Raw genomic sequence first — 21,940 nt, forward strand, 5'->3', positions numbered from 1 at the left:
TTACTGTCAGCGAGTATGTGTTCGCATGAAAAGAACCACTATGTCACCCTAGAGTACATCAGGCTTATTATTTATACATGGTGCGGCCGACATTTTCTCGAAATGTTGCGTTATGGTGCTGCGGCGATTATATCATATCCCCGCACCACACCTTTATTATCAGCAATTTGAGAGAAGAGATCACCAGGCAAATTTAAGAATTGTGGGACAGCATGGTACACAGGCTTTCAATCAGAGTTATCACTAAAGAGCTATCATCCTCTTAACTCATCTTTACCTAAATCGTATAAGAATAGTGTACGGAAAGGAATAGATAATTGAGAGGGGAAATTTCTTGTGAAAAAGTTTATTGAGGACATGATTTTAAGACCGTTTGAAGAGTGGGGGGAAGCGTCAAAGCAAATCGCCTCTATAAATGCCAAGTATTACTTGCCTACTCCTGATATATTAAGGCGTTGTTACTTTATACAACAATCTGAAAAACAAGTATTATTTGAACTTATGTCTTGGGCAAGTAGCAATCATGAAAGTGATGAAACTGGGTATTGTTCTGTTCCCGAACTAATTATTAGGGGAGCTACCAATTTATCCAGAAGTAGCATAATGAACGCTATTAAATCACTCAAAGCAATGGGATTTATAGAAGTTCGACGTTATTATAATCAGAGAAGCCGATATAAAATAATGTCCCTATCAAAAAATCCTTATGTTCTTATTAGCGAATGGGTTCATTATGACAGGAAACAACTGATTACAAATTGGGAATCACTTGAAACTTCATTTGATAGTCCCGATGCACTTGCTTATTCAGCACATTGTTTCACAGAAGCATGTCTTATCTTTGTGAATACTCAGGCATTCTATATGCCATTCATAAACCGATTGGCTGCTTCATATGACCGTAACTTTATTGAGGAATATAATAAAGTTACGGATGATGTAAGCAAGAAGATTGGAGAGTTATATGATGATTGCTTTGTGAAACAATATAAACAAAAATCCTAGCCGCTTTTTAGCGGTTTTTTTGGTGTTTAAAATTTAGATTCAAAAAAGAAATTTTATTATTTAATGCTATATTTCAAGCTCAGACTAGCTAAAAATTATACCTAACAATAATATAAACTACTGCAACTCTGTCCATTAATTAAACCCTATTATTATCATTTTATTATCTTTTATTATTCTAGTTATAATCATAACACTCCGCCCAGCTCCGTTGGTCGGGGGATTTTTTATAGAGAGTAAAACGCGCACCAAATCTCTGCTATTTGTTCCTAGAAAAATCACGTCGCTCTCTGACCAAAACTTCAAACTTGCGCCGTTCTAAGGCATAGGGGGGGGGATATTTCTTAGAAAAATCATTAATTCCGACCATTTATTTTTCTTGACTTTCACAACAATCACTAATATATTCCTGCTTACAGTTCTTTGAAAACTGAATAGTTTAGCCCCGCTCCCCAATCGTTAGCATAGAAGCGCTACAAAGGCGACTAGGGAGGCGGGAGGGCACTATAGGTGAGAAGACCATCAAGAAGTAAAGGAGCGCTAGAAATTGATTTAAGAGGTCAATAGACGAAAAAGAAAAACGCTTCACGTAGTCCATGTAATACTGGACAAGGAAGCGTTCTATACCTAGACTTACTCACAATCGGTTGTTAAAAGTCCCGCACGTACTAATTCAATAATCAACTGCTCTAATGACTCCTGTATTGACTGTGTTCCAATGTATTCGGCTTCCTGATTCATTGCTCCCCGCCCTCCTTCCTTACAAACGCTATACGAGAGGGATAGATCAAAGTTAAGCGGTCGCGGTGCTAAACAATGGCGAGAGCACTTCGTATAGGTTCAGTGATACCATTCCGAGGAGGAACTACCTATGCGCTATGCAATTTATGCAAGAGTGAGCACCAAATTAGACAGCCAAAAGGATAGTATTGTTAATCAGATATCGTTTTTCAATCGGTATGTCGAAGAAAAGGGCGGCACAATTCATGACGTATATAAAGATGAGGGCGTTAGTGGTGTTAATGTAAAGAATCGTCGGGAAATGCAACGATTACTGAAAGATGCTAGGGCCAAAAAATTCGACTACATTCTGTTCAAGTCCATTTCCCGCTTCGCGCGTGACAATCAAGATGGAATTAACATGAAACGTGAGATGGATGAACTCGGAATTGGTATGATCTTCATAGAACAGAACATTGATACTCTTTCTGTGGATGAGTTTCTATTCATGGCTTTTCTTAATTTTGCACAAAAGGAGAGCGAGGGACAATCGTCGCGTGTTCGGTTTGGAAAAGCAGAAAAAGCAGTTCAAGGCGGGTTTAACGGCTCACTCCCGCCCTTCGGCTACATGCGTGATGGTGATAATCTTGTTATAGACGCACAGTACGCTAGCCTTGCAAAGGAAATTTTCCGCCTCTATTTATATGAGGGATGGGGGCTAAGCCGAATATCCAAGTACCTGTGTGACAATAACATCCCTACTCCCCGAACTATTGCAGGAGCAAAGAATGCTGGAGAGCTATGGCAACAAAGTACGATCAAACTCATTCTAACCAACCCAGCATATATGGGGCATATGATACAGCACAGGAGTCAAGTTAAGAGTATTCGGATTAAGAAACGTACAATCATTCCACCTGAAAAGCAAATCGGTGTAAAGAATACTCACCCCGCCCTCATCTCGGAGGATGAGTTTCGACAAGTTCAGGAAAAGTTAAAACACAAGGGCATGAGAAGGAGTAATGGTCAGGAAAGCATCTTTGCACATATTGCCATTTGTGCCGATTGTGGTATGGGAATGCACTTTAAGAAGGACAGGAACGGATATCAATGTGGACGATATGGAAAATACGGCAGAAAGTATTGTTCATCTCATCTCATCAAATATGACTCCTTCCTAACGCAAATCAAAGAGGCATTAAAACAGTTAAGCCTCGGCGGAAAAGTCCATATGAAAAAACTTATGGAAACTGTTAATGCCGAGACGAGCAATCAAACTATCAATTACAAAAAGGAACTCAGTCAAATTGAAAAGCGGATTGGTTTACTTATTCGTAAGCAAAGCAGTCTCCTTGAACAACAGCTTGAGGGAGATATTACAAAGGAAGAATGGCGGCGGCTTCATTCTTCCACTAGAGAAGAGCTAGAGACATTAGAGCACAAGAAAGTTGAATTAACCCGTTTGCTCCAGCATGATGAAGAAAAAGAGAGCGGATTCCGCTCCTTTGAAAAGCAGGTCAAAGCTCTACTCAGCCTTGATATTGAAAATGAAAAAATTCTAAGGTGTATTGTGAGTAAGCTCATTCATAAAATTGAGGTTTATGAGGGCGGCAATATCAAGATACACTACAACTTCCGCAGTCCCGAAACAAAACAGGGAGCGTAAGCATAGCTTACGACTCCCTCCATTTTAGCAACACTGTACACTCCACATGTGTGGAGACGGTAATAAGGATATAAATTAGTTGAATATATGTCGGTTTAAATCTTTGTTTTATCAACGATTTATCTTTTTGTGATACAAGATTCATTTCATTTGTTCTTTTAATCTCCCAATTGCGAATTGATCTGCAATTATTTCAAATGGATGTTTTCTATATAATTTGTGGTATTCGGATAATAATTCTATTTGTTCCTGAGATCCTTTCTTCGCTTTCTTTGCAAGCTCTCCTATTTTCTCAAGTTCCAATTTTAACTGGATTTCTTTATAATCGGTAATATACTTTTGTCCATTCAATCCCCTTCTGGTATAATTCTCCTGGAAATGATACCAATGTCCAAGTTCATGTAAAATTGAAAATGAAGCATACAAATGCGGATTCATCACCTCATTCGCAGCTATGATATGATTCTGTTTAAGCAGGTTTTCCAAGGCAGGAATCATACATGGATCATCTGGAACTGATTTTATCATAGCTTCTATAGAGTCCTCGACTCTAAGATCAGGAACAATAATACCTGACTCGTAAGAGCCTTTAGATTCTGGCCAAAAAGCAGGTGCTGGTAATCTGCTTGCATTAAATAAAATTGCTAAAGATATTTCATGACAAACTATATCACAAGGAATCAATTGTTTTGCCCGTTCAATTAGCTTCATTGTTATGTATTTTCCCTTCCAATAAAAGACTCGATTTATTCTATTTGTAATACCCTGACTTCGTTTTCTTTGACATTATGATATACAAAATATTGATTCGGAACTAAAATGCGGATGAAACTCCGAAGACGTTTTTCACTTAGAGTTCCAAATACATGACATATACTATATGTATATCTACCTGTTAACATGTAGTTATGAAGTTTAACGATATCGTCCGTTATAGCAGAGTTGTCGGAGTGCTTAACTTCAATTACGGCTAAATTTGATTCCATGCTTTCTGGTTTATGTAAGATAAAATCAGGTATTCCGTTTAAAATCGAATGATCGATTTTATCCATCTCTCCATGGAGCACATAATCACTGCTGTCCTTCCACATACACCTGATTTGATGGTACAACTCATAACAGTAAACTCTTTCTTTAAGCTTAGCGTCAGGAGCACCAAATCGTTTTATTTCCCAAAACTTTTTTGAAATTCTTCTAGTTGCATCTTGATACTTTTCAAAGAACTCAAAAAAAATGTTGTCTTGCTCCATAAAGATCTCCCCAATAAAAGTATTGTTTATTGCCTTTTGTATTTATTGATTAGTTCAATTACCAGTGTTATTAAGCCTAGTACAATTCCCCCATACCCAACCCAATTGTGAATTAGGAAGCCAATTATTAGCATTACAAAGAATCCTTTCCTTTTAGCACCCTTCTATAAGCATAATTCAACTCCTCAACTCCTAATGAATGTATCATAAAATTATCTTTGAGTTTCAAATCCTTCGTACTTAGGGAGATACATACAATGTAAAGCAGCTTCAATGAAATTCATTACGAAAACCCCAACCTCCGCATTCAATTCAATATCTACCCTATCGACATTGTTTTTTATCCAATTTCCAACTGAATTCTCATTTAGATTATAAATCTTCATACTCTCATCTGATAATATTGACTTAGCTAAATTACTCTGGCTACTTGCTGGATTATAATGATGACCTATAACCCTAGCCTTACTTTTGTTTCCAGCCTTTCCGATTTTCAAGTATACGTTGTTATAATTAAATGTGTACACATACAATTTTTTCTCATTGAAGCTTAATAGATGAGGCCTACCACGATCAATAATTGTTAATTGGTTTTCACCGATACCCTTTCCTACTTGATTTAATAAATCTAATAATTTGGGCTTAACTTCTCTTAAGGAATGCATTTTTCTATCTTTAGCTCCTCATGAATTATTTGTTTTTATCTAACTAATTCATCGGTCTTATTGAGCCAATGCATCAAACGAAATATAGGGTTTGTTCTTTTAAGGCCGCAAACTCTACAATCACTCTCCCAAGCAGAACCGATTAGTGCAGGGATATTATTTAATCCTATATGCTTTGCTATACAAGTTCGATGCTGTCCCCATGTAAAAGAATAGTGTCCACAACTGGAAGGGTGAATCCAAACATACTCAGTAGCTTCTTTAGACTTTATGCTTTCCACTAGTAATCGGCAGTGGTATACCGAAGACTTATTGTGAGGTCGACTTTTGACATCTTGCTTTGAATTTTCAAGAGACTTGTAGTACCCAACTTCTCTTTCGGTCAAATCTAAAGAACATTTTCCTGTTAGTTTACGAAAACACGAGAACTTATCCAGATTATATGCATATTTATTTTTTGTTGGATCGAAGCAGAGACAACATCGCTCAATATAGGACTCCCTTTAAAATTGTTTTTTTATTCAAAATTTTCAAATTTGGGTAGCTCACTATATGAGAGCATAGACTGTGCTCTATTAAAAATGTTATGTAGAATTTGAGTATCAGTTTCTGCTTCTTCAAAAAAATCAACAATACCTAAGCGAAAAGCCTGAAAAAGCGTCTCAAATTTAATGGCGATATGTTTCATATTTGTTAAATTAATTAGATTTTGTAATTCTTCAGATTCTTTATCTCCCCATGTATAAAATATTTGAATTGCTTTCCCCTGTCTTGACATTTTAGATTCACTTCTCATTGAGTGAACTACCGCGCAACGTGCAGAGTATATGTCATCACCAGTGAGAGGAATGTTTATATGCGGAATCATATATTTATTAACCCAATTGATAAAGTCACTTCTTTGAACATCTCTTCCTATTTCTGTATTCAGTGACGCTACAATATCAATCCCACTATATAGCAAAACCAAGGAGGGTGTTATAAATTTTTTCTCAAGCGTCAGCTCGATTGAAGATATTAGCTGAAAGAGATTCTGATATACTGTCTTCATTTTATGAGTCACCACCTATAAAATTATCTTTTTATCATACTATGTAATTATCCAAGAACTTCCACCATTGAAAATTGAGGATGAGATTTAGACCCATTACTTCTATTATTAATATTTTTTTGAAATACTGGATATGAAATTAGGTGGCTTTTAATGATCATTGCCATCTTCTCTAGCATGAAATCACCATCTAAAGATATCGCAATCAATACAGTCCAGTCCTCTAATATATTAACAGGAGATGTTTTTCCTAGTGTATTCTCAGTTGTTATTGTTTTTACTGAGTATTTAATTCCAAGAGAGTCTTCAAGATCGTATGGCCAAATTAGATTTTTAGCAGGTCTAACAGATAGTCCGAATGATTCAAGGTAAATTTTTGCATACAATTCACCAATTGTACCTACATGGTTATCATTAACAATTATACCATTCTCCTTAAAAATTTGACGTAGTGAAGATCTTGCTTGAGCATAAAATTGAATGGTTGGTAACAAAAAAATTCCCCCATAAGTCGCTTATTAAGAACCAGACCCACTGAAATTAACCTTTTATCAAAAATACAAAGGGACTCCTATTTTTATCTATTAATGAAATAAGTAACTCTCCATTGCTTAGTCCATTCTGTTTACAATATATTTCATCTGCTAGAGCAAAGTAATACATTGAAAGATCGAAATCACCTTGTTCATAATTCAGAAATCCTAAATTATAATATACTTCTGTAAAATCAAGTCTCTCATGGAATTCTTCAAAACCAGGGTAGAATCTGCCTTTGTCGGGAGCCTGATACAAAAAGAATTCATAAATCCTTATTGCCTTCGCATAATATTGTTCACTTCGCATTTCAGTAGTGTATATGTATAAAATCAAAAGCAACTCATTAAATTTCTCTATGTCTTTCTTCGAGTAGATTTCAACAATTAATTTTTCCATTAATCTAAACATTTCTGACCATTGCACTCTTATTTTCAGGAAAGCATCAGAATCAAACTTATAAAATTTGAGGGTCAATTATCTCAATGTTCCTTGAGTGAAAGTTATACATAATTATCCCTTCTTAATAGCTTCATAAATTAATAACGTTCAAAACATAAAAGAACTGAAAATCCCTTTATTCGACATATTATTTCCATCATTATACACCGCACCATCGACAACAGCCTGTCAGCAAGCGTATGTTCGCATGAAAAAGAACCTCCGCCGCGTGATGGGGGAGGTCGTCAATATATAATTATCATTCAACACATCTAAGAAATTTTTCATTTTATCATTGCCCATTCACTCAGAGCATCTTCCTTGAAATTCATTAATAGTTTACTGTCATACTTGGTTAAAAATTTTGTAACAAAATGATTAATCCTACTTTCAATATTGTGCGATAGAATAAAATTATTAAAATCATCGATAAATGCTTTGAAATACTCAAAGACATATTTGTGAAATAAACCTTGGAATTCCCGAGGCCAGTCTCCAGTTGTTTCATGACCAGTCAAAGGGTCATACATTTTGGGGATTAAGCAAATATTCCAAACCGCTTCAAACAATAATGGATTCTTTGTTTTACCAAAAACATGGGAGCATTGATAGTTAAAAATGTTTTTGTTTATGGCATATCCTGTTGCACTTTGTATATTTCTTCTCGGAGCATTATTGTTTGTTGGGTCTTGAATAATCTTATTATTGTTAAATAAGTATTCATATAATTCTAGATACAATGCTGTGTTTATGCCTTGTCGACCATATCCTCTGATTGCCAACTGTTGATTAGATACAAGTTTATTTTTCAAACTTTCCCATTGGGTATTCGCAATTGTTATATTCGCAAAAATGGTATTCTTAATTCCAAAATTATAGAAATCGGTGTTGTCAATATTGAAATGGTGTAAGAAGAGCGCATAAGAATCAATTGCAGTGGCCTCTTTCACTTTCGACGTATCGCTCTGATCAAATGTATTAGTTAACGGTGTTAAACCTATAGCCTTGGAATTACCTTCCACTAGGAAGGAAATGTATAGTTTTAATGCTTGCTTAAAGGTTGCCGTCCCTGTGCGAATAACACCATTTATTGGAATATTATGTCTTGCTGGTAACCCATTTCTTTCATCATCCGTTGAATATTCTAACTTTGGCAACAAAGTCTTGCATTTATCAATTTCATAATGATGGTCAATGTTTCCCTCAAATTCACAAATTCGCTGACAGTTGTAAATGCGTGATTTCACAGTCCCTGTATCGTAACCTTTATCCTCTAACCATTTCCTAAATTTTATTTCCTGCATATGGTAACACCTTCATTTCTGCTACGTTTAAAATTTAGACATTAACTGCTGCAAGCCCTACATTCCCACATTTTGATTATTTACAAAGCTAATGTAATCATCCTTGTATCGCTTATAGAAATATTTTTGGATACTCGGTTGATGAGGGAATGGAAACACTCGCCGCTGGAGCAAATTATTGTTTTCAACACTGTAATGGAATTTTGACACATCAGATTGGTTATTACCTTGATATCCCCAATAGTCCCTAATTTTCTTAGAACCACTTATTATCAATGCATTGAGTACAGGTTCGCCCAAAGTGATTACGACTGCTTCAGGAAAGCTAGCAAGCTCACTTCTCAATAACTCTATCCAATAAACAGTATGTTCTCTAATACATCCAGGGATAGTTGCAGGGGGAGCAACGTAGAAGCACTTTAACAGATTAGTTACATACACGTTTTCTTCAATGTCACTGCCAAGCTGTTTGGATATGGAAGATAAATAATTGTACAGGCTATTTTGTTGTTTATCTAAATTTAGTACCGTCTTGATTGTATCACGACTTTTTTCATTCTTAACGGTTGGGTCTTGCCCAATAATTATGAGCTTAATTTTTTGACTTCCAACCTTTGATATAGGTATATAGTCTCTGCCCTTATCAATGTGGCGTGCTAATTTCTGATTTCTAAGCAAATTTTCTCTTATATTTCGGGCCTCTTGAACGACTTTATCCATCACCTCATATTCCTCCCAAGGTTATTAAAATATCAAGGAATTATTTATAATCCCGATATATTACTACCACGCACTCCACATGTGAGGAGTAGACAGTGACAACAAACATGTTTGTGTCCAAAGGAATAGTGTTTGCTCTAATTTGTAATCACTCAATGTGTTGTTTTCGGCAGGATTGAAACAATCCTTCAATTAATTTTTCGAAGGGTTGTTTAGCTTATAGAACTGGTAATAATATTGCCTTCAGCTTACTTATTCCACATGTGAGGAGTAGACAGTGACAACAAACATGTTTGTGTCCAAAGGAATAGTGTTTGCTCTAATTTGTAATCACTCAATGTGTTGTTTTCGGCAGGATTGAAACAACCCTTCAATTAATTTTTCGAAGGGTTGTTTAGCTTATAGAACTGGTAATAATATTGCCTTCAGCTTACTTATTCCACATGTGCGGAATACTTGAAATAGACGAAAATAAATGATGTGATAGTATTCGCTTACTATATTCAAAATCACGTATATAAAGCTTAGATAAACAACAGAAATACAGAGCATTTTATCATTAAAATTTAATTTATTTCCGTTCTAATATATCAATTACCTACATATCCATGTGCTTTTAAAGTAATAAATTTTGATGCATAATACTTTGGATCAACTTTTTTTTGTAATAATTTATAGAAGTTTTCATCATGAGTCGAAATGATCACTTGTTTATTTAAATCTGAAGTTATCGTCCTAATCAAATCTATAAATGATAATGTATTTGTATTATCTAGATGTTGAATAGGATCATCCATAAAAATGGTATCTAGATATTCATTAGGAAATTGCAATGTTCTAGCTAGAAAAATACTTAAAGACAAGATGTTTACTTGAGCAGAACTAAAATATAAAACTGGTGCTACTTCTTCCTTATCTTCCCCAGTCGCATATATATGCAATTCAGGTTTCGCTTTAGATAGGTCGGGTTCAAATCTTATATTAGATAATTCTGGATGAGGGTCAATTCTATTGTAAATTTCATTAACTGATGCTAAATTAAACATCTGATTAATCTTATTAACAATAAACCCTTTACTTATCTCATGATATTTTTTAATCTGGGTTCTCGCAAAACTCACTTTTTCTAATTTTTTTTGTAGTTCATCTAATTGCTGTTGTTTTTGAATTCTTTCTGAGTTACTTAAAATAAAATCTAAATGCTCAATGATTATTAAAACTAGCTCTAAGTCCGATTTGACTCGAGTTAATTTATTGATTATTATCTCCTCTTCTATTTTTAAAGATGAAATCGTATCTTCATTTATTTTTAAATTACTGTGAATATTCAATTCGTATTCATCAATCATTTTTCTTATTTTATTTTTTTCATCGATTATATCGTTCAGTTCAATTAAAATCTCAGTTTTATCTTTATCAAGTAATTTAATTTTAGTTTCCAAAATACTAATATCTGTAGTAATTCGTTCCCGTTCGTCAGTTAAAGTAAGCAATTCTGCTTTCGCATTAATTAAATCCACAGATAATTTATCAAAATCTCCAATATTGTTTATATCCTCAATCATTTTGTTAAAATTAATATAAAATGGAGTTGACTTTATTTCATTAATTTTTTGCTGTTTGATTAATAACTCATTTGAATTTTTTGATAGTTCCTCATTTAATTTTTCAACTTTAGTCTTAACGCCATTTAATAATGCATTTTTATTCTTAATTTCCAATTCAATTTTTAGAATTGCCGATGTTAGTTCTTTTTCGGCAGCAGTTGTTTTTAAATCTAAACTTTCATCTATCTTTATATCCATATTTAATAAAGAAACTTCTATTTTACCTAGTTCTAAGTTTGAATTTTCAACTCGTTGTGAAATTTTGTTAAGGAGCAGATTATTTTTATTATTCTTATTACGTTCTTTGGTTTTATACCTATTATTCAATAATAACTTGTCTTGTATAGTGGTGAGAAATGTTTTATGTTGACCAATAAAGTCTAACTCTTTATCCCTCAGTATTTCTTTCATGATTGTTAAATCCTCTGAGATCTGTTTTAACCCCAGAATGTCACTTACACTTTCATCAACCCTTTTCAACAAATCCACAACGCTGTCATAAGGTTGTTTACAAAGAGGGCAGTGGCACGAATTAGTCTTTTGAATATATTCTCTACCTTGTTTGAAAACTACATTTAGTTTTTCATTCAAAGCACCATAAGCATTATATTCTTTTTCCTTATCAATAATCTTATTTCTTTTCTCAGCATTATCTAGGTATGCTTCTTTCATATATTTATGTATTTCTTTTATTTCATCAATTGTCAATTCAGACATCATTAACACTTCTGGCTTCATACTAGAATAAGAATCGAGTAATTGATTTTCCGATTCTATGTGATATATTCTATCGTTTCTTAACTGAATTATTTTCTTAATTCGAGTCAATTTTTTCTCATCCAATTTCTTTACACCGATCAACTCATTATATTTTTCTACATTAAAAGCTAATTTTTCTTTATATTCTTTATTTATTTTATAATCATTGTCGAGGATTTTTAGATTTTTATTAATTTCAGATACCTCTTGCTCCATCTCAGCATGTTGTATTAGTAAATTGGTTTTTTCTGTATTGTGAGTATGAAGTTGTACCTCAAGATTAGATAGATTAGTTAGCAAACTTGAATAGGTATCTTTATTATCAAGTGCAAATGTTAATTTCCCAATAATATGATTTGTTTCAATTATCTTTTTTGAGTTTTTCATTTGATTTTGTTGATGTACTTCAATTTCATTAAAATTTTTAATTACTACATTAATTACAGATGCTTTTTGATCTAATATTTTCTCGTGTTCCTTTTGTTCTGAATACAACGGGAATATATCAATCAATCGGACTACTTTTGAATGATTGTCTATTAATGATCGTTCTTCAGTCGTAAGAGTAGTTTTTATTTCAATACATTTATTAATGTATGGTTCTACTTGATTCCCTGACAAGTTAGCATCTATTGGTTCTAACAATTTCCCTTTAGTATTGATTTTATCAATTAATTCATTCAAATACTTTATTTTATCTGTTGTGTGTAATAAATTTATAATATCATTTTTTAAAGTATCAATTTGATTGATCAATGAACTGTTGACTTGCTCTACTTCTGAATACGTATCACTTATTTTTTTATATAGCTCGTTTTCATTTCTGTCATCCCAAAACAAAGAAAGGGTTTCGTATCTATCCCTAGGAGACGAAAACCTTAAAAATGTATCTATCTTGTCATGGGCCAGAATATTTGTATTAGCGAAAGAGGTTAATAAAAGTTTTTCGAAATGCTCGCTTTTGTGAATAATCTCCCCTTCATCGTAGTCTGTCTTTCTATTATAATGTCCTATTTCTTTTGTTTTCTTTTCAAGGATATTATTATGTTGATCAATAATTTTTATCTTCCCAAAAGAGTTAGGACTATCTGTGTTTTTCAAAATATTCCCTTGTTCGAAACCCGCAATATTTTTTAGATATGTATTTTTAGATATTCTATCTATTTTACCTGTAATCCCCCATTCAATTGCATCGAAAAATGAAGTTTTCCCAAAACCATTAGGTGCAAAAATTACGACTAAATTAGCTATTTTATTTTCGTTTATTGCAAAGTCGAAAATCTGTAGATCTCTAAAAGCTCTAAAAGCATCTATTTCAATTCTTTTAAGTTTATTGCTCATTTTTTCACCTCAAGATATTTTTCAACCCTATCTATCGAATTCTCTGAAATAATTTTAAATAATACTTCATTTTCTTTTAACAATATTGTTTCAAGATTTTCATCATCGAGATGTGGTTTTGCATTAAAGGATAAGTTAAATAATTTACTACTAATAATTGATTGTATGTGATCCTTCTTTAGATTTTTATTTCTATTTTGAATGTTGTCCAGTACAATTTTTCTTGATGAAAACTTATTCTGTTCAATAAGATACTTGAGCTCTTTCTCGACTTTATTGTGTATTATGAAAACAACATATATGTTCCATATTTCGACTGTTTTCTCTAATGTGCTTTGAAAATTAACAGCAATATCATTAATAATTGATAACCATCGTTTTTTTAGAGTATCCACATCGGTTATAACAACAGAAAATATATAAAGCTTAAAAAGCTCTTCTTGTTTTATCCAGCAGTCAACGTTTTCATATATTTGCTTCCCAGAATTCGATATTAAATTATTTATAATTCCTTCTTCTCTATATAACATTATCTAACACCTCAGAAATACAGTTTCTCAACTTTTCTTCAAGATCAGGGTCGTCTGACTCGGTTTCAATACTGTCATAAAATTTTCTAGAAAAACTATCTATATGTATACACGAAATTTTTTTTGTAAAATCAGAGTAGTTTATCATCATCTCATCTTCAAAAGATTGCCCTACATGTCTTAATATTTTTTTTATGCGTTCGTTTTTCAACTCAAGGTTTCCAACTTTATCATTCGAATTTACTATAATGCAATCATTTGAATTCAAATCCTCATAAACTGTTGTATTAAGAAGTAACCCAACTATGTCTTCTAATCGCTTAGTTGGTTCAGAGAAATAGAATTTAATTTTCTGTACAACGTCTTCCTTTTCCCTTGTTAATAAATTTGTAAGATCAATGTATTGTCCACTTTCAATGTATAAGTAGGTTAATAGCGAAACCCATCCACTCCAAATATTTTCGTTAAGTATATCTACTTTTTCAATCTCAGTGTAAGGAATAAACAATTTATTATTGAATTTCTCTAGCATTGCCTTAGGACTTATATTGTTTAATTGTCCGGCTTTTTTTGACAAAACTCTTTGTATCGACCTATCGTGCTGATTAAAAGCTTTTTTTATGTACTCCACAAAATTCATTAAACATTTTGGAATCAATAAAGGAAGTTGTTTCTCAACCAAAATCTCATTAATTCGTGATGCATCTGTTACAAGAAAAGCAGAATACGCACCATCTGAGGTTTTAAGCTTAGAAAATATTCCACCGAGTAAAATATTATTATCCACTTCTGTATATACGCCCGAACCGGACAAACCAACAATATTATTGGGTATGCCATTGTCGTAAGTCATTTGGTGCTGGTTTGTGGTTAATTCATACATCTCGGGTAGAATATCATTAATTGTGCACTCTATTTTATGTCGATAATCAGTTGAATTATTTTTCAATCTTTCTGGATAGCCATATACATTCACTTGGCCCTTATAATGAGGCTTTATGATAAATGTATGCGGTATATCTGGGACTAATGCTACTATGATTACTGCAATATCTAGGTCGTCATGAGCGAAACATTCTTTTACTTCAATTGTTTGATCAAAATATCTCTGCACCTTAATTCTACTAGCATCAATAGTCCCATCTTCAAGTATCACGTGTTTTAAACAATGTTTAGCAGTAAGTACATACGTATATTCTTCTGTATCAGGTTGAAAAAGACAACCGCTACCATAACTAAGGTCTTTACCCGCATTATCGGTACACATAATTTTCACAGCAAGTTCTTTATATTTTTGATATATTTCCAATTGATTATTCCTCCACTATATATTCATAGTTGGCTAAAGAAATATCATTACATGTAAAACTGTAGTCCCTATGGTCTTCTTCTAAAAAAATATTATTAATCTCATAATTAAAATATAAATGAGCTTTATTTTCATTGTTGTTAACACTACTTATTATTCTAGCCAGACAAACTTTATTCGGATGGCCATTTTGACTACCATCTGTACTAATAATAAAATTACTACAGTCAATTAAATCTAAGATCTTATAATTCGTGTTTTTCCCACTACCATGATGGGCTACTTTAGTAACATCAATTATTGACTTTTCTTTTTTTTCTTTGGCATTATGAAGGCCTAAATATTTGCTTACTATACTTGGAATAGAATCTGCAAGCATGAGAATTGATTTATTTTTATACTCGAAAATGAAAGCAATACTACTAGCGTTATGGAAGGATGAGTCTGCTAAAAACCGTTTTTTCTTTAGTATATCAAGTGGAATACTGTAATCATTGCCACCTGACATTTCAGCGTTTTTCGCTTCAGCTTCCTCCCATTTCGAATAAAGTCTAGTAATTTTTTTTATATCAGGTGATAATATCGTAAATTTACCACCAAACATTTCATAACTATCGCCAGCTTTTATTATTTGTTCTGATAATAGTCCTAGACTATCTAACGCTTTTTCCAAGCTAATTCCGTCAACCAAACTCATCTCAGTAGTGTCATTTAATAAAAGTGGAATTTCACAATCCCCTGATGGCTTTTCTCTAAATAATTGAGACATTACTTTTCCGCTATTAAACCAAACCTTCTTAATAATAGATTTATCTATTGATTGATCTTCAAATATTTTGAGTATGCCAGAAATATGGTCATCATCTACATGTGTAATTATCAAAAGGTCAATATACTGATTCTTTTCTTTTATGGAACGGATTTCTTCCTTCAGCATTTTTATGCATTTAAAACCTATACCACCATCAACTAGTATGTTTTTTTCATAATCTTGATCCCCAAAACTGATTAATATACAGTCTCCAATTGTTGCTGGTAAAACTTTTAATTTCAACACCATTCCACCCCCTCGTATAACAATGAATTTGTAAATCCTTGTAAAACAAATTCGACTTTTTTCACTATAATCCTTTTTATAACTACAAACTCGCTATAGGCCATATGGTCTCTGACTTAATTCAAAGCCTGGGTATTGCCCGGTATTTGTTTCTGTAGATTCTGAGCAATTGTTGTACGTACACTGTATTTCAAAAAAAATGGTATGAATCAAACGGGGTTAAACTCCGCCGCGCTAACAATAAATGATTCATTCGGCACTGGGTGGGTCTAATTATAAGCCCATTGAATGCCTTTACAACATAGGTAAAAGAGCCGCCCTGTCTTTGGTGGCTCTATCTTTATCAATCCATATACAGTCCATTAGCGGTCCTCAGAGTTTCTTAATGAGCTTGTAACGGCTCGCTACTATTATCATCCACCTTTGTTGCTCCTAGCTTCCTCCGATTTAATTCACGGTAAAGTGAACCCTTGCTTACGTCAGTCATTTCTTCAATCTGTGCTACTGTAAATTCTCCGCTCTCATGAAGCTTGATCGCCTTGTCTAGCTTCTTCTTATCTGTCATGGGGCGACCGCCCTTCCTTCCACGCGCTCTAGCCGCATTTAACCCTGCTACAGTACGCTCATAAATGATTGACTTCTCAAACTCCGCAAAGACAGCCATCATGCCAAACATTGCCTTTCCAGCCGCCGTAGACGTATCAATATTATCGGACAAGCTTACAAACTCAACGCCTTTCTTTTTCATTAAGTCAAGCGTTTCAATTAGCTTTAGTGTCGAACGTGCCAAGCGGTCAAGTTTGTAAACAATGAAAGTATCGCCTTCACGTAGCATATCTAAAGCCTTAGCTAGTTCGGGGCGGTCATCTTTACCTCCGCTTGCTTTCTCAGTATAGATACGGTCATACCCGAACTTTTCCAGTGCGTCCATTTGTATATTGAGTGACTGGTCAGCTGTAGATACCCTTGCATAAGCTATTTTCATAGTTTATGTCCCCTTTATCATTTCGGTAACTTAATTGTATCAAAAACGAACCTTTTCGTAAATTTGTTTATGGAACGAGTTTCGTACTAAATTCCACATGTTTTACTCATGAAAATAATAGTTTCAAGAATCGTTTCATAAACAATCGTTTTCGTACTGTCTGTCACCAGCATAGAAATGTATTTCTACGCAAAAAAAGAGCGTAAAATTTCTACGCCCGCTCGTTCATCTTTCTAAGATTATTAATATAACTCTTCATGTAACCAGAATATCTGATTACATGCATCATCAAATTCTTCTTCTATGCTGAGAAATCCCTTAATAATACATTGATAGAGCATTGCATCTTTACCGTAACTTGCATCATTCAGACGCGCCAACATTGTATTTTTTGTTTCATTTATAGAAACTTTAGTTCTTACAAAATGCGACCCATCTTGTCTTTCGAATAAACTTATCCAGTCAAATAGCAGTAAGATGTCCTTTGTAATTTCATGCTTGTCTCCATAATTCAATTGAAGATTTTGAACGACTCAATTTTCTTACCCCTTTATTATTTTCGCACCACTCTACAAATTTTTTCTATTCATCTTCGGTCAACCCGTTAAGTCTTGAGATGTGCATAATAATATTTTGTGCCGTATGTCGAAATTCAGGGTCTTAATGTATGAAATCATTAAAAGCCTTAAATGGATTCTTATTACACTTCCTTTTATTATATGCTCTTTTAAGAAAGTAAACATTACATGAGCAGTTAATTCTATGCCCCAATCCCGTGGAATAAAGTGGTCGAGGTCATATTCCTTTATATCGTTTTTATCTATCTTTAATTCATTACGAGTCCTTTCGTAGTCCTCATAAGTGAAATCATTATCAACTCCAAGACGACCTATACGTGAAAATGCGTTGAAACAATACATACATGCTTTATGGCTTGGCTCATAGTAATCTACTAATCGTTTCTCTTCGTGGCAATATCGACACATCTTCATATTTATCTCTCCTCAACATAATTAATTTTTGACGTCTCTCTGACATAAAAATCTTTCGGGAAATCTTTATTTAGATGGTCGAGGATGAAGTCCTGGTCTGCCATAAAACCTTTTTCACACTCAATAAGGTGCTTTTATTACAAAGAAAAAACCGTCCCTGTTGACGCAGGAAACGGTTTGTTGCCCCTGCTGACACAGGAAGCGACCACTAACCACAGTGCAGGGAAGGAAGCCTTTAGACTTCTGACCCTCTCATTTATTATACATAATATCCCCAATTTAGTAAGTGTATTGTAATTACTCCTCAACAAAAGATCCATAAAAAGATTCTCAAGTTGTACTTAGATTTTATCTTATTCTGCCACAAGCAGGAGCGGAGCGGCAGATGGATTTAATCGGAGGGGTTCATAATTACTAAGAATATCCGTTATTATCGCCACTTTACACTCTGTGGTTTTGAACACTGTACGCACAACATCGTGCATTTCGTGCCGTATTTTATTAACATACCGTGCAATTTGTGCCGCTTTAAAAAGGGCTAAACACCTTGAAGCAACAAGCCTTTAAAATGAACGTATCCAATCTGAACAGCAAGGAATATTGAAACGAAAAGTTGAGTTGGAATCCATTCTCTCAACGCAAAGACACGGAAGAGCGATTCCGTGCCTTTAAGAAACAAATAGCGCTGTTTGCACAACTTGACATTGATGATGAGCAAGTTCTGAAGCAGTTGCTTCATCAAGTAATTGAGAAGATAGAAGTCCATCAAGATGACTCTATCAAGATTTCCTACAACATAGCCCATCCTCAAGGAATGGGTGAATTACTACAAGGGGCTTAGTCATTAGCCCCTTTCAATTTAAGTAACACTGTACACTCCACATGTTTGGAGTAGCCATTATTGACAAAAACAAAAGATGTAGCAGTGTTCACCTAAAGATTTAAAAATATCTCTTCCTGGCTATTTTGTATCTCCTCTTCAATAAGTGAACAATATTTTTTAGCTTCAAAATAATCTAATGCTATCAATTCCCGACTTCTAACCTTTCTGTTCCCCATACGATTACGATTAATATTAATTGTTTTGTCTTGTCCAAATGCTCGCTTTACAATTGATAGTCTATTTTTAATATCTTCGATGTTAAATTGATTAAGATAATTAATTTCATAAGAGAAAAACAAACTTTCTCCCTCATTTTTGTTTTGCGATCTATCTGATTTAACACTTTTAACTAAATTACTATTCTTAGTTAAGAGCAAATTAAGAATATTCTCTAGTCTTCTATTTTTAATTAAAAGCAACGTTGTATTAGAACTTTGAACACCTTTAAACATCTGATAGTCTTTTATTCCCGGAAAATTTCCCGAATATTTTTGGAGTAGCGCTTCTTGTCTTTCGCTCCATTTAAGACGGTCTCGTCCATTACTTTCGAATATGACAAGTCTATTATACATAACTTCTAAATATTCAAGAAATACTGTATCTTCAGAGGTAGAGATTTCATATCCTTCTACGAAATCTATAAATTCTTTTACTATAGGATAGACAAACACCTTATCGAATAATCTTCTATCTATTTCATAATAAAAATCCAACATATTGATAAATATCGAAAAGTTATTACTCATATATATATCATTAAGAATTTTTTCCCTATTCTCCTGATTATCAACAAAATATGCGGCAAAATACTCCATAAATGACTTATGTGCCCACTTGTAACTAAGACCTATTGTAGTAAACAAGGGAACAGTTTCCAATAAATCTTTAAATATATCTTCTTCTTGAATATCCTTAAAATAAGGGCTGCTTTTTGCCTGACTGATTAACTTAAGTAACTGGCTCTTATCATAATCATTTTCGTTTTCCCTTAAACATAAAAATCCTAGTTTCATTAAAACCCTTTGTAAATTACCACTTGTTAATCCACTATATTTTTCTCTCTTATAGCTATCCTTTGATAAATCATGAAGTTCAAACAGCGCATCATAAACTTTTCGATAAAATTCAATTTTCAACGATGGAATATCCTTTTTATGTTTGAATGTTAAATATAAAAAGGACACTAACAGTGGATTTCCTAAAAAGGTTTCCAGGTCAGAAAATTGCCCACTCTCTATTGAATCGTTAATCTGTGAAATAATCTTGTGAGACAATTCTAAGTTTGTAACTTTATCACATTTTTCAATAAGCGAGAATGCTTCAGATTGTTTTAATTCTATTATTTCAAATTTCTGAAATTGTCCAAAACTATTTAATGAATCATCAGGTCTTGATGTAAGAAAAAAAACATTTTCACTTGCATTTCCTATAAATTGTTTTAATCCTCTTGTGACAAATTGCTTCTGTTGAAAAGGAATTTCATCGTATCCATCAAGAAAAAAAATAAAATCTCCTCTATTAATTACTTCCAAAATAAAGTCCTTATCATGTTTCGAAGAAAATTTATTTAGGTTCTCAAGGATGATATCTATGATATCTTTTTCTTTAGAAAGATTTCTTAGTTCAATAAAAATAGGTATTCCGACATTTTGCTCAATAGCGGAAATAAACATTTTTTTCATTAGGGTTGATTTGCCCATGCCCGCGGTGTCTTCTACAACGATTTTCTTATAGTTATGGGCTAAATCCTCTGGATAATTAGTGATAGTTAATTGTTGCTTTTTTTCTTCAGAATAAATTGTAAGGGGAATGTATATTTCATGCAATTGAATTTGCTGTAAGCCCAGCGCGATAATATTTAATGAACTTTGCTCCTCGTAGGTTTTAACTAGATAATCCTCAAATACTTCAAAAGCGAACATTTCTAATTTTTCATTTATTCCACTATTTTTTTTCATTTCTTCAAATTTTGGTTTTAGCCAAGTATTAATAATATGTTTAATTGGTTCGACAACAATACTTGAAACAGCGGTAATTCCTGCTTTAATTAATAAATCATCGGACACAAAATATCATCCCTTCTCAACCCAATTTAAAGGAAATATTCGACATATATCTTATATATCCTTCTTAAGTAATGGGGCGAGATATTTCTAATATATCTAGAAAGCAAAAAATGATTCAATTAATGAGGCAACTTGACATGGAGCCGCTAGTGGGCATGATTTCTTGCAAATTGCGCCGAATCCTGTATGATTCACTTGGCTAAGCAGCCTCTCATACCCACCCCTCCATGTAAAGTTTTACAAGCAGTTCTTATCTTATGCTTCTTCCATTTTTGTTAGAAAAGCCATAAATGACTTGTCTTTCTCTCATAGTGTGTGAACTCGATTATTACCCTTGAAGCATTAAAGTCACGCGCCGCGGAGTTAGAGAAACTGCTAACGAACAGTTTGATAGGTTACAGGCATATGGCTGTACTAAAATATTTTCGGAAAAAGAACTGGCTGTAAAAATGATCGCCCAGAATTGCAGGTTGCTTTGGAGTATCTCCGTCCGGACGATAGCCTTGTTGTTACGAAGTTAGACAGACTTGTCCGTAGTACCTTTCTTTTGAACTACACCGCCAAACAGTTAGAGGAACGTGGGCTAAAACAAAACATCGATACATCCACACCAGCTGGCAAACTGATGTTTACGATGTTGGGAGCCGTAGCTGAGTTCGAGAGGGATATAATTGACCTTGCACCGAATAGATGGACACAGAGAAAAACCTCTATAATAAATCACGGAGGAGTACACAATGGGACAAGGAAAGAAGTACGATAAGGCATTTAAGGAGCAGGCGTCCTGCGTATCTTGGCTGATGAAGCAACGGATACTTTCCAGCAAGAACTTATTCGTACCGTTATTGAACGCTCTTTTATAGATTTCTCTTTCTCCATTCATCATAGCCAAAAGGCCTGCGCCGATCCCTCATTCATACCCGTAATCTATAATTGTCGATTCAACTATAAACTAATCCTTTATAGGCATCCGACTTGTAAATCTGCTTCTCTTCTTCTAATTGCTCAAGCTCATCTTCCAAACACTCTTTCGTTGTTAACATATCCAATTACGC

At 33.7% G+C, this 21,940-nt stretch carries 20 protein-coding genes; 5 read left to right on the forward strand and 15 right to left on the reverse strand.

From position 1 onward, the window contains the following. Window positions 1-336 precede the first annotated feature (336 nt). Complete coding sequence (locus GC093_RS17055) at window positions 337-1,005, forward strand: helix-turn-helix domain-containing protein (RefSeq protein WP_171653103.1); 669 nt, start codon at window positions 337-339, stop codon at window positions 1,003-1,005. 871 nt (window positions 1,006-1,876) lie between these two features. Further along, window positions 1,877-3,391, forward strand: a complete 1,515-nt coding sequence (locus GC093_RS17060; RefSeq protein ID WP_171653104.1) for a recombinase family protein — start codon at window positions 1,877-1,879, stop codon at window positions 3,389-3,391. Between the two features lie 141 nt (window positions 3,392-3,532). On the opposite strand, the gene GC093_RS17065 is transcribed toward GC093_RS17060, so the two are convergent. The 14 genes from GC093_RS17065 to GC093_RS17130 form a co-directional block, all read right to left on the reverse strand. Next, window positions 3,533-4,102: a hypothetical protein gene (locus GC093_RS17065; RefSeq protein WP_171653105.1), complete on the reverse strand. Its 570-nt coding sequence runs from the start codon at window positions 4,100-4,102 to the stop codon at window positions 3,533-3,535. Between the two features lie 35 nt (window positions 4,103-4,137). Beyond that, a complete protein-coding gene (locus GC093_RS17070; RefSeq protein WP_171653106.1) occupies window positions 4,138-4,641 on the reverse strand; it encodes a hypothetical protein in 504 nt (167 codons plus the stop codon). A gap of 212 nt (window positions 4,642-4,853) precedes the next feature. After that, entirely contained in the window at window positions 4,854-5,306 is a 453-nt protein-coding gene (locus GC093_RS17075) for a hypothetical protein (protein ID WP_171653107.1), read from the reverse strand. 517 nt (window positions 5,307-5,823) lie between these two features. Further along, window positions 5,824-6,357, reverse strand: a complete 534-nt coding sequence (locus GC093_RS17080) for a hypothetical protein (protein WP_171653108.1) — start codon at window positions 6,355-6,357, stop codon at window positions 5,824-5,826. Between the two features lie 47 nt (window positions 6,358-6,404). Then, complete coding sequence (locus GC093_RS17085) at window positions 6,405-6,851, reverse strand: hypothetical protein (RefSeq protein WP_171653109.1); 447 nt, start codon at window positions 6,849-6,851, stop codon at window positions 6,405-6,407. 46 nt (window positions 6,852-6,897) lie between these two features. Next, window positions 6,898-7,290 carry a hypothetical protein gene (locus GC093_RS17090; RefSeq protein WP_171653110.1) on the reverse strand — a complete coding sequence of 131 codons (393 nt, stop codon included), beginning with the start codon at window positions 7,288-7,290 and terminating at the stop codon, window positions 6,898-6,900. A 326-nt stretch (window positions 7,291-7,616) separates the two neighbouring features. Continuing rightward, a complete protein-coding gene (locus GC093_RS17095) occupies window positions 7,617-8,636 on the reverse strand; it encodes a PM1201 family protein (RefSeq protein WP_171653111.1) in 1,020 nt (339 codons plus the stop codon). 57 nt (window positions 8,637-8,693) lie between these two features. Next, complete coding sequence (locus tag GC093_RS17100) at window positions 8,694-9,356, reverse strand: uracil-DNA glycosylase family protein (protein WP_171653112.1); 663 nt, start codon at window positions 9,354-9,356, stop codon at window positions 8,694-8,696. Window positions 9,357-9,946: 590 nt separating this feature from the next. Then, on the reverse strand, window positions 9,947-13,063 hold the full coding sequence (locus GC093_RS17105; RefSeq protein WP_171653113.1) for an AAA family ATPase: 3,117 nt from the start codon (window positions 13,061-13,063) through the stop codon (window positions 9,947-9,949). Beyond that, a complete protein-coding gene (locus tag GC093_RS17110; RefSeq protein WP_171653114.1) occupies window positions 13,060-13,593 on the reverse strand; it encodes an ABC-three component system middle component 1 in 534 nt (177 codons plus the stop codon). Before GC093_RS17110 ends, GC093_RS17105 begins: the two co-directional genes overlap by 4 nt. After that, window positions 13,583-14,902, reverse strand: coding sequence for an ABC-three component system protein (locus GC093_RS17115; RefSeq protein ID WP_171653115.1), 1,320 nt, complete (start codon window positions 14,900-14,902; stop codon window positions 13,583-13,585). Before GC093_RS17115 ends, GC093_RS17110 begins: the two co-directional genes overlap by 11 nt. Window positions 14,903-14,906: 4 nt before the next feature. After that, complete coding sequence (locus GC093_RS17120) at window positions 14,907-15,956, reverse strand: ComEC/Rec2 family competence protein (protein ID WP_171653116.1); 1,050 nt, start codon at window positions 15,954-15,956, stop codon at window positions 14,907-14,909. Window positions 15,957-16,341: 385 nt separating this feature from the next. Then, the gene (locus GC093_RS17125) at window positions 16,342-16,944 is read right to left on the reverse strand and encodes a recombinase family protein (RefSeq protein WP_171653117.1); all 603 of its coding nucleotides are present in this window, start codon (window positions 16,942-16,944) and stop codon (window positions 16,342-16,344) included. A gap of 242 nt (window positions 16,945-17,186) precedes the next feature. Next, window positions 17,187-17,459: a hypothetical protein gene (locus tag GC093_RS17130; protein ID WP_171653118.1), complete on the reverse strand. Its 273-nt coding sequence runs from the start codon at window positions 17,457-17,459 to the stop codon at window positions 17,187-17,189. Window positions 17,460-18,549: 1,090 nt separating this feature from the next. Between GC093_RS17130 and GC093_RS17135 the strand changes: the two genes are divergently transcribed. Beyond that, window positions 18,550-18,777, forward strand: a complete 228-nt coding sequence (locus GC093_RS17135; protein ID WP_171653119.1) for a hypothetical protein — start codon at window positions 18,550-18,552, stop codon at window positions 18,775-18,777. 92 nt (window positions 18,778-18,869) lie between these two features. On the opposite strand, the gene GC093_RS17140 is transcribed toward GC093_RS17135, so the two are convergent. Beyond that, window positions 18,870-20,885, reverse strand: a complete 2,016-nt coding sequence (locus tag GC093_RS17140; protein WP_171653120.1) for an NACHT domain-containing protein — start codon at window positions 20,883-20,885, stop codon at window positions 18,870-18,872. A 421-nt stretch (window positions 20,886-21,306) separates the two neighbouring features. On the opposite strand from GC093_RS17140, the gene GC093_RS17145 reads away from it, so the two are divergent. Together GC093_RS17145 and GC093_RS36440 are read left to right on the forward strand one after the other, a co-directional pair. Next, a complete protein-coding gene (locus GC093_RS17145; protein WP_376768660.1) occupies window positions 21,307-21,648 on the forward strand; it encodes a recombinase family protein in 342 nt (113 codons plus the stop codon). Beyond that, complete coding sequence (locus tag GC093_RS36440) at window positions 21,623-21,748, forward strand: hypothetical protein (protein WP_281365260.1); 126 nt, start codon at window positions 21,623-21,625, stop codon at window positions 21,746-21,748. The genes GC093_RS17145 and GC093_RS36440 overlap by 26 nt, the downstream gene beginning before the upstream one ends. Window positions 21,749-21,940: the final 192 nt, after the last annotated feature.

This window comes from Paenibacillus foliorum, from assembly GCF_013141765.1.
GTDB classification, from domain to species: Bacteria; Bacillota; Bacilli; order Paenibacillales; family NBRC-103111; genus Paenibacillus_S; species Paenibacillus_S foliorum.

Bases quoted from the DNA above. Each gene is read 5' to 3' on its own strand.
- GC093_RS17125 (WP_171653117.1), bottom strand. From the start codon at position 16,944: ATGAAAATAGCTTATGCAAGGGTATCTACAGCTGACCAGTCACTCAAT.
- GC093_RS17075 (WP_171653107.1), bottom strand. From the start codon at position 5,306: ATGCATTCCTTAAGAGAAGTTAAGCCCAAATTATTAGATTTATTAAAT.
- GC093_RS17080 (WP_171653108.1), bottom strand. From the start codon at position 6,357: ATGAAGACAGTATATCAGAATCTCTTTCAGCTAATATCTTCAATCGAG.
- GC093_RS17100 (WP_171653112.1), bottom strand. From the start codon at position 9,356: ATGGATAAAGTCGTTCAAGAGGCCCGAAATATAAGAGAAAATTTGCTT.
- GC093_RS17110 (WP_171653114.1), bottom strand. From the start codon at position 13,593: ATGTTATATAGAGAAGAAGGAATTATAAATAATTTAATATCGAATTCT.
- GC093_RS17105 (WP_171653113.1), bottom strand. From the start codon at position 13,063: ATGAGCAATAAACTTAAAAGAATTGAAATAGATGCTTTTAGAGCTTTT.
- GC093_RS17090 (WP_171653110.1), bottom strand. From the start codon at position 7,290: ATGGAAAAATTAATTGTTGAAATCTACTCGAAGAAAGACATAGAGAAA.
- GC093_RS17060 (WP_171653104.1), top strand. From the start codon at position 1,877: ATGCGCTATGCAATTTATGCAAGAGTGAGCACCAAATTAGACAGCCAA.
- GC093_RS17095 (WP_171653111.1), bottom strand. From the start codon at position 8,636: ATGCAGGAAATAAAATTTAGGAAATGGTTAGAGGATAAAGGTTACGAT.
- GC093_RS36440 (WP_281365260.1), top strand. From the start codon at position 21,623: ATGGGACAAGGAAAGAAGTACGATAAGGCATTTAAGGAGCAGGCGTCC.
- GC093_RS17070 (WP_171653106.1), bottom strand. From the start codon at position 4,641: ATGGAGCAAGACAACATTTTTTTTGAGTTCTTTGAAAAGTATCAAGAT.
- GC093_RS17065 (WP_171653105.1), bottom strand. From the start codon at position 4,102: ATGAAGCTAATTGAACGGGCAAAACAATTGATTCCTTGTGATATAGTT.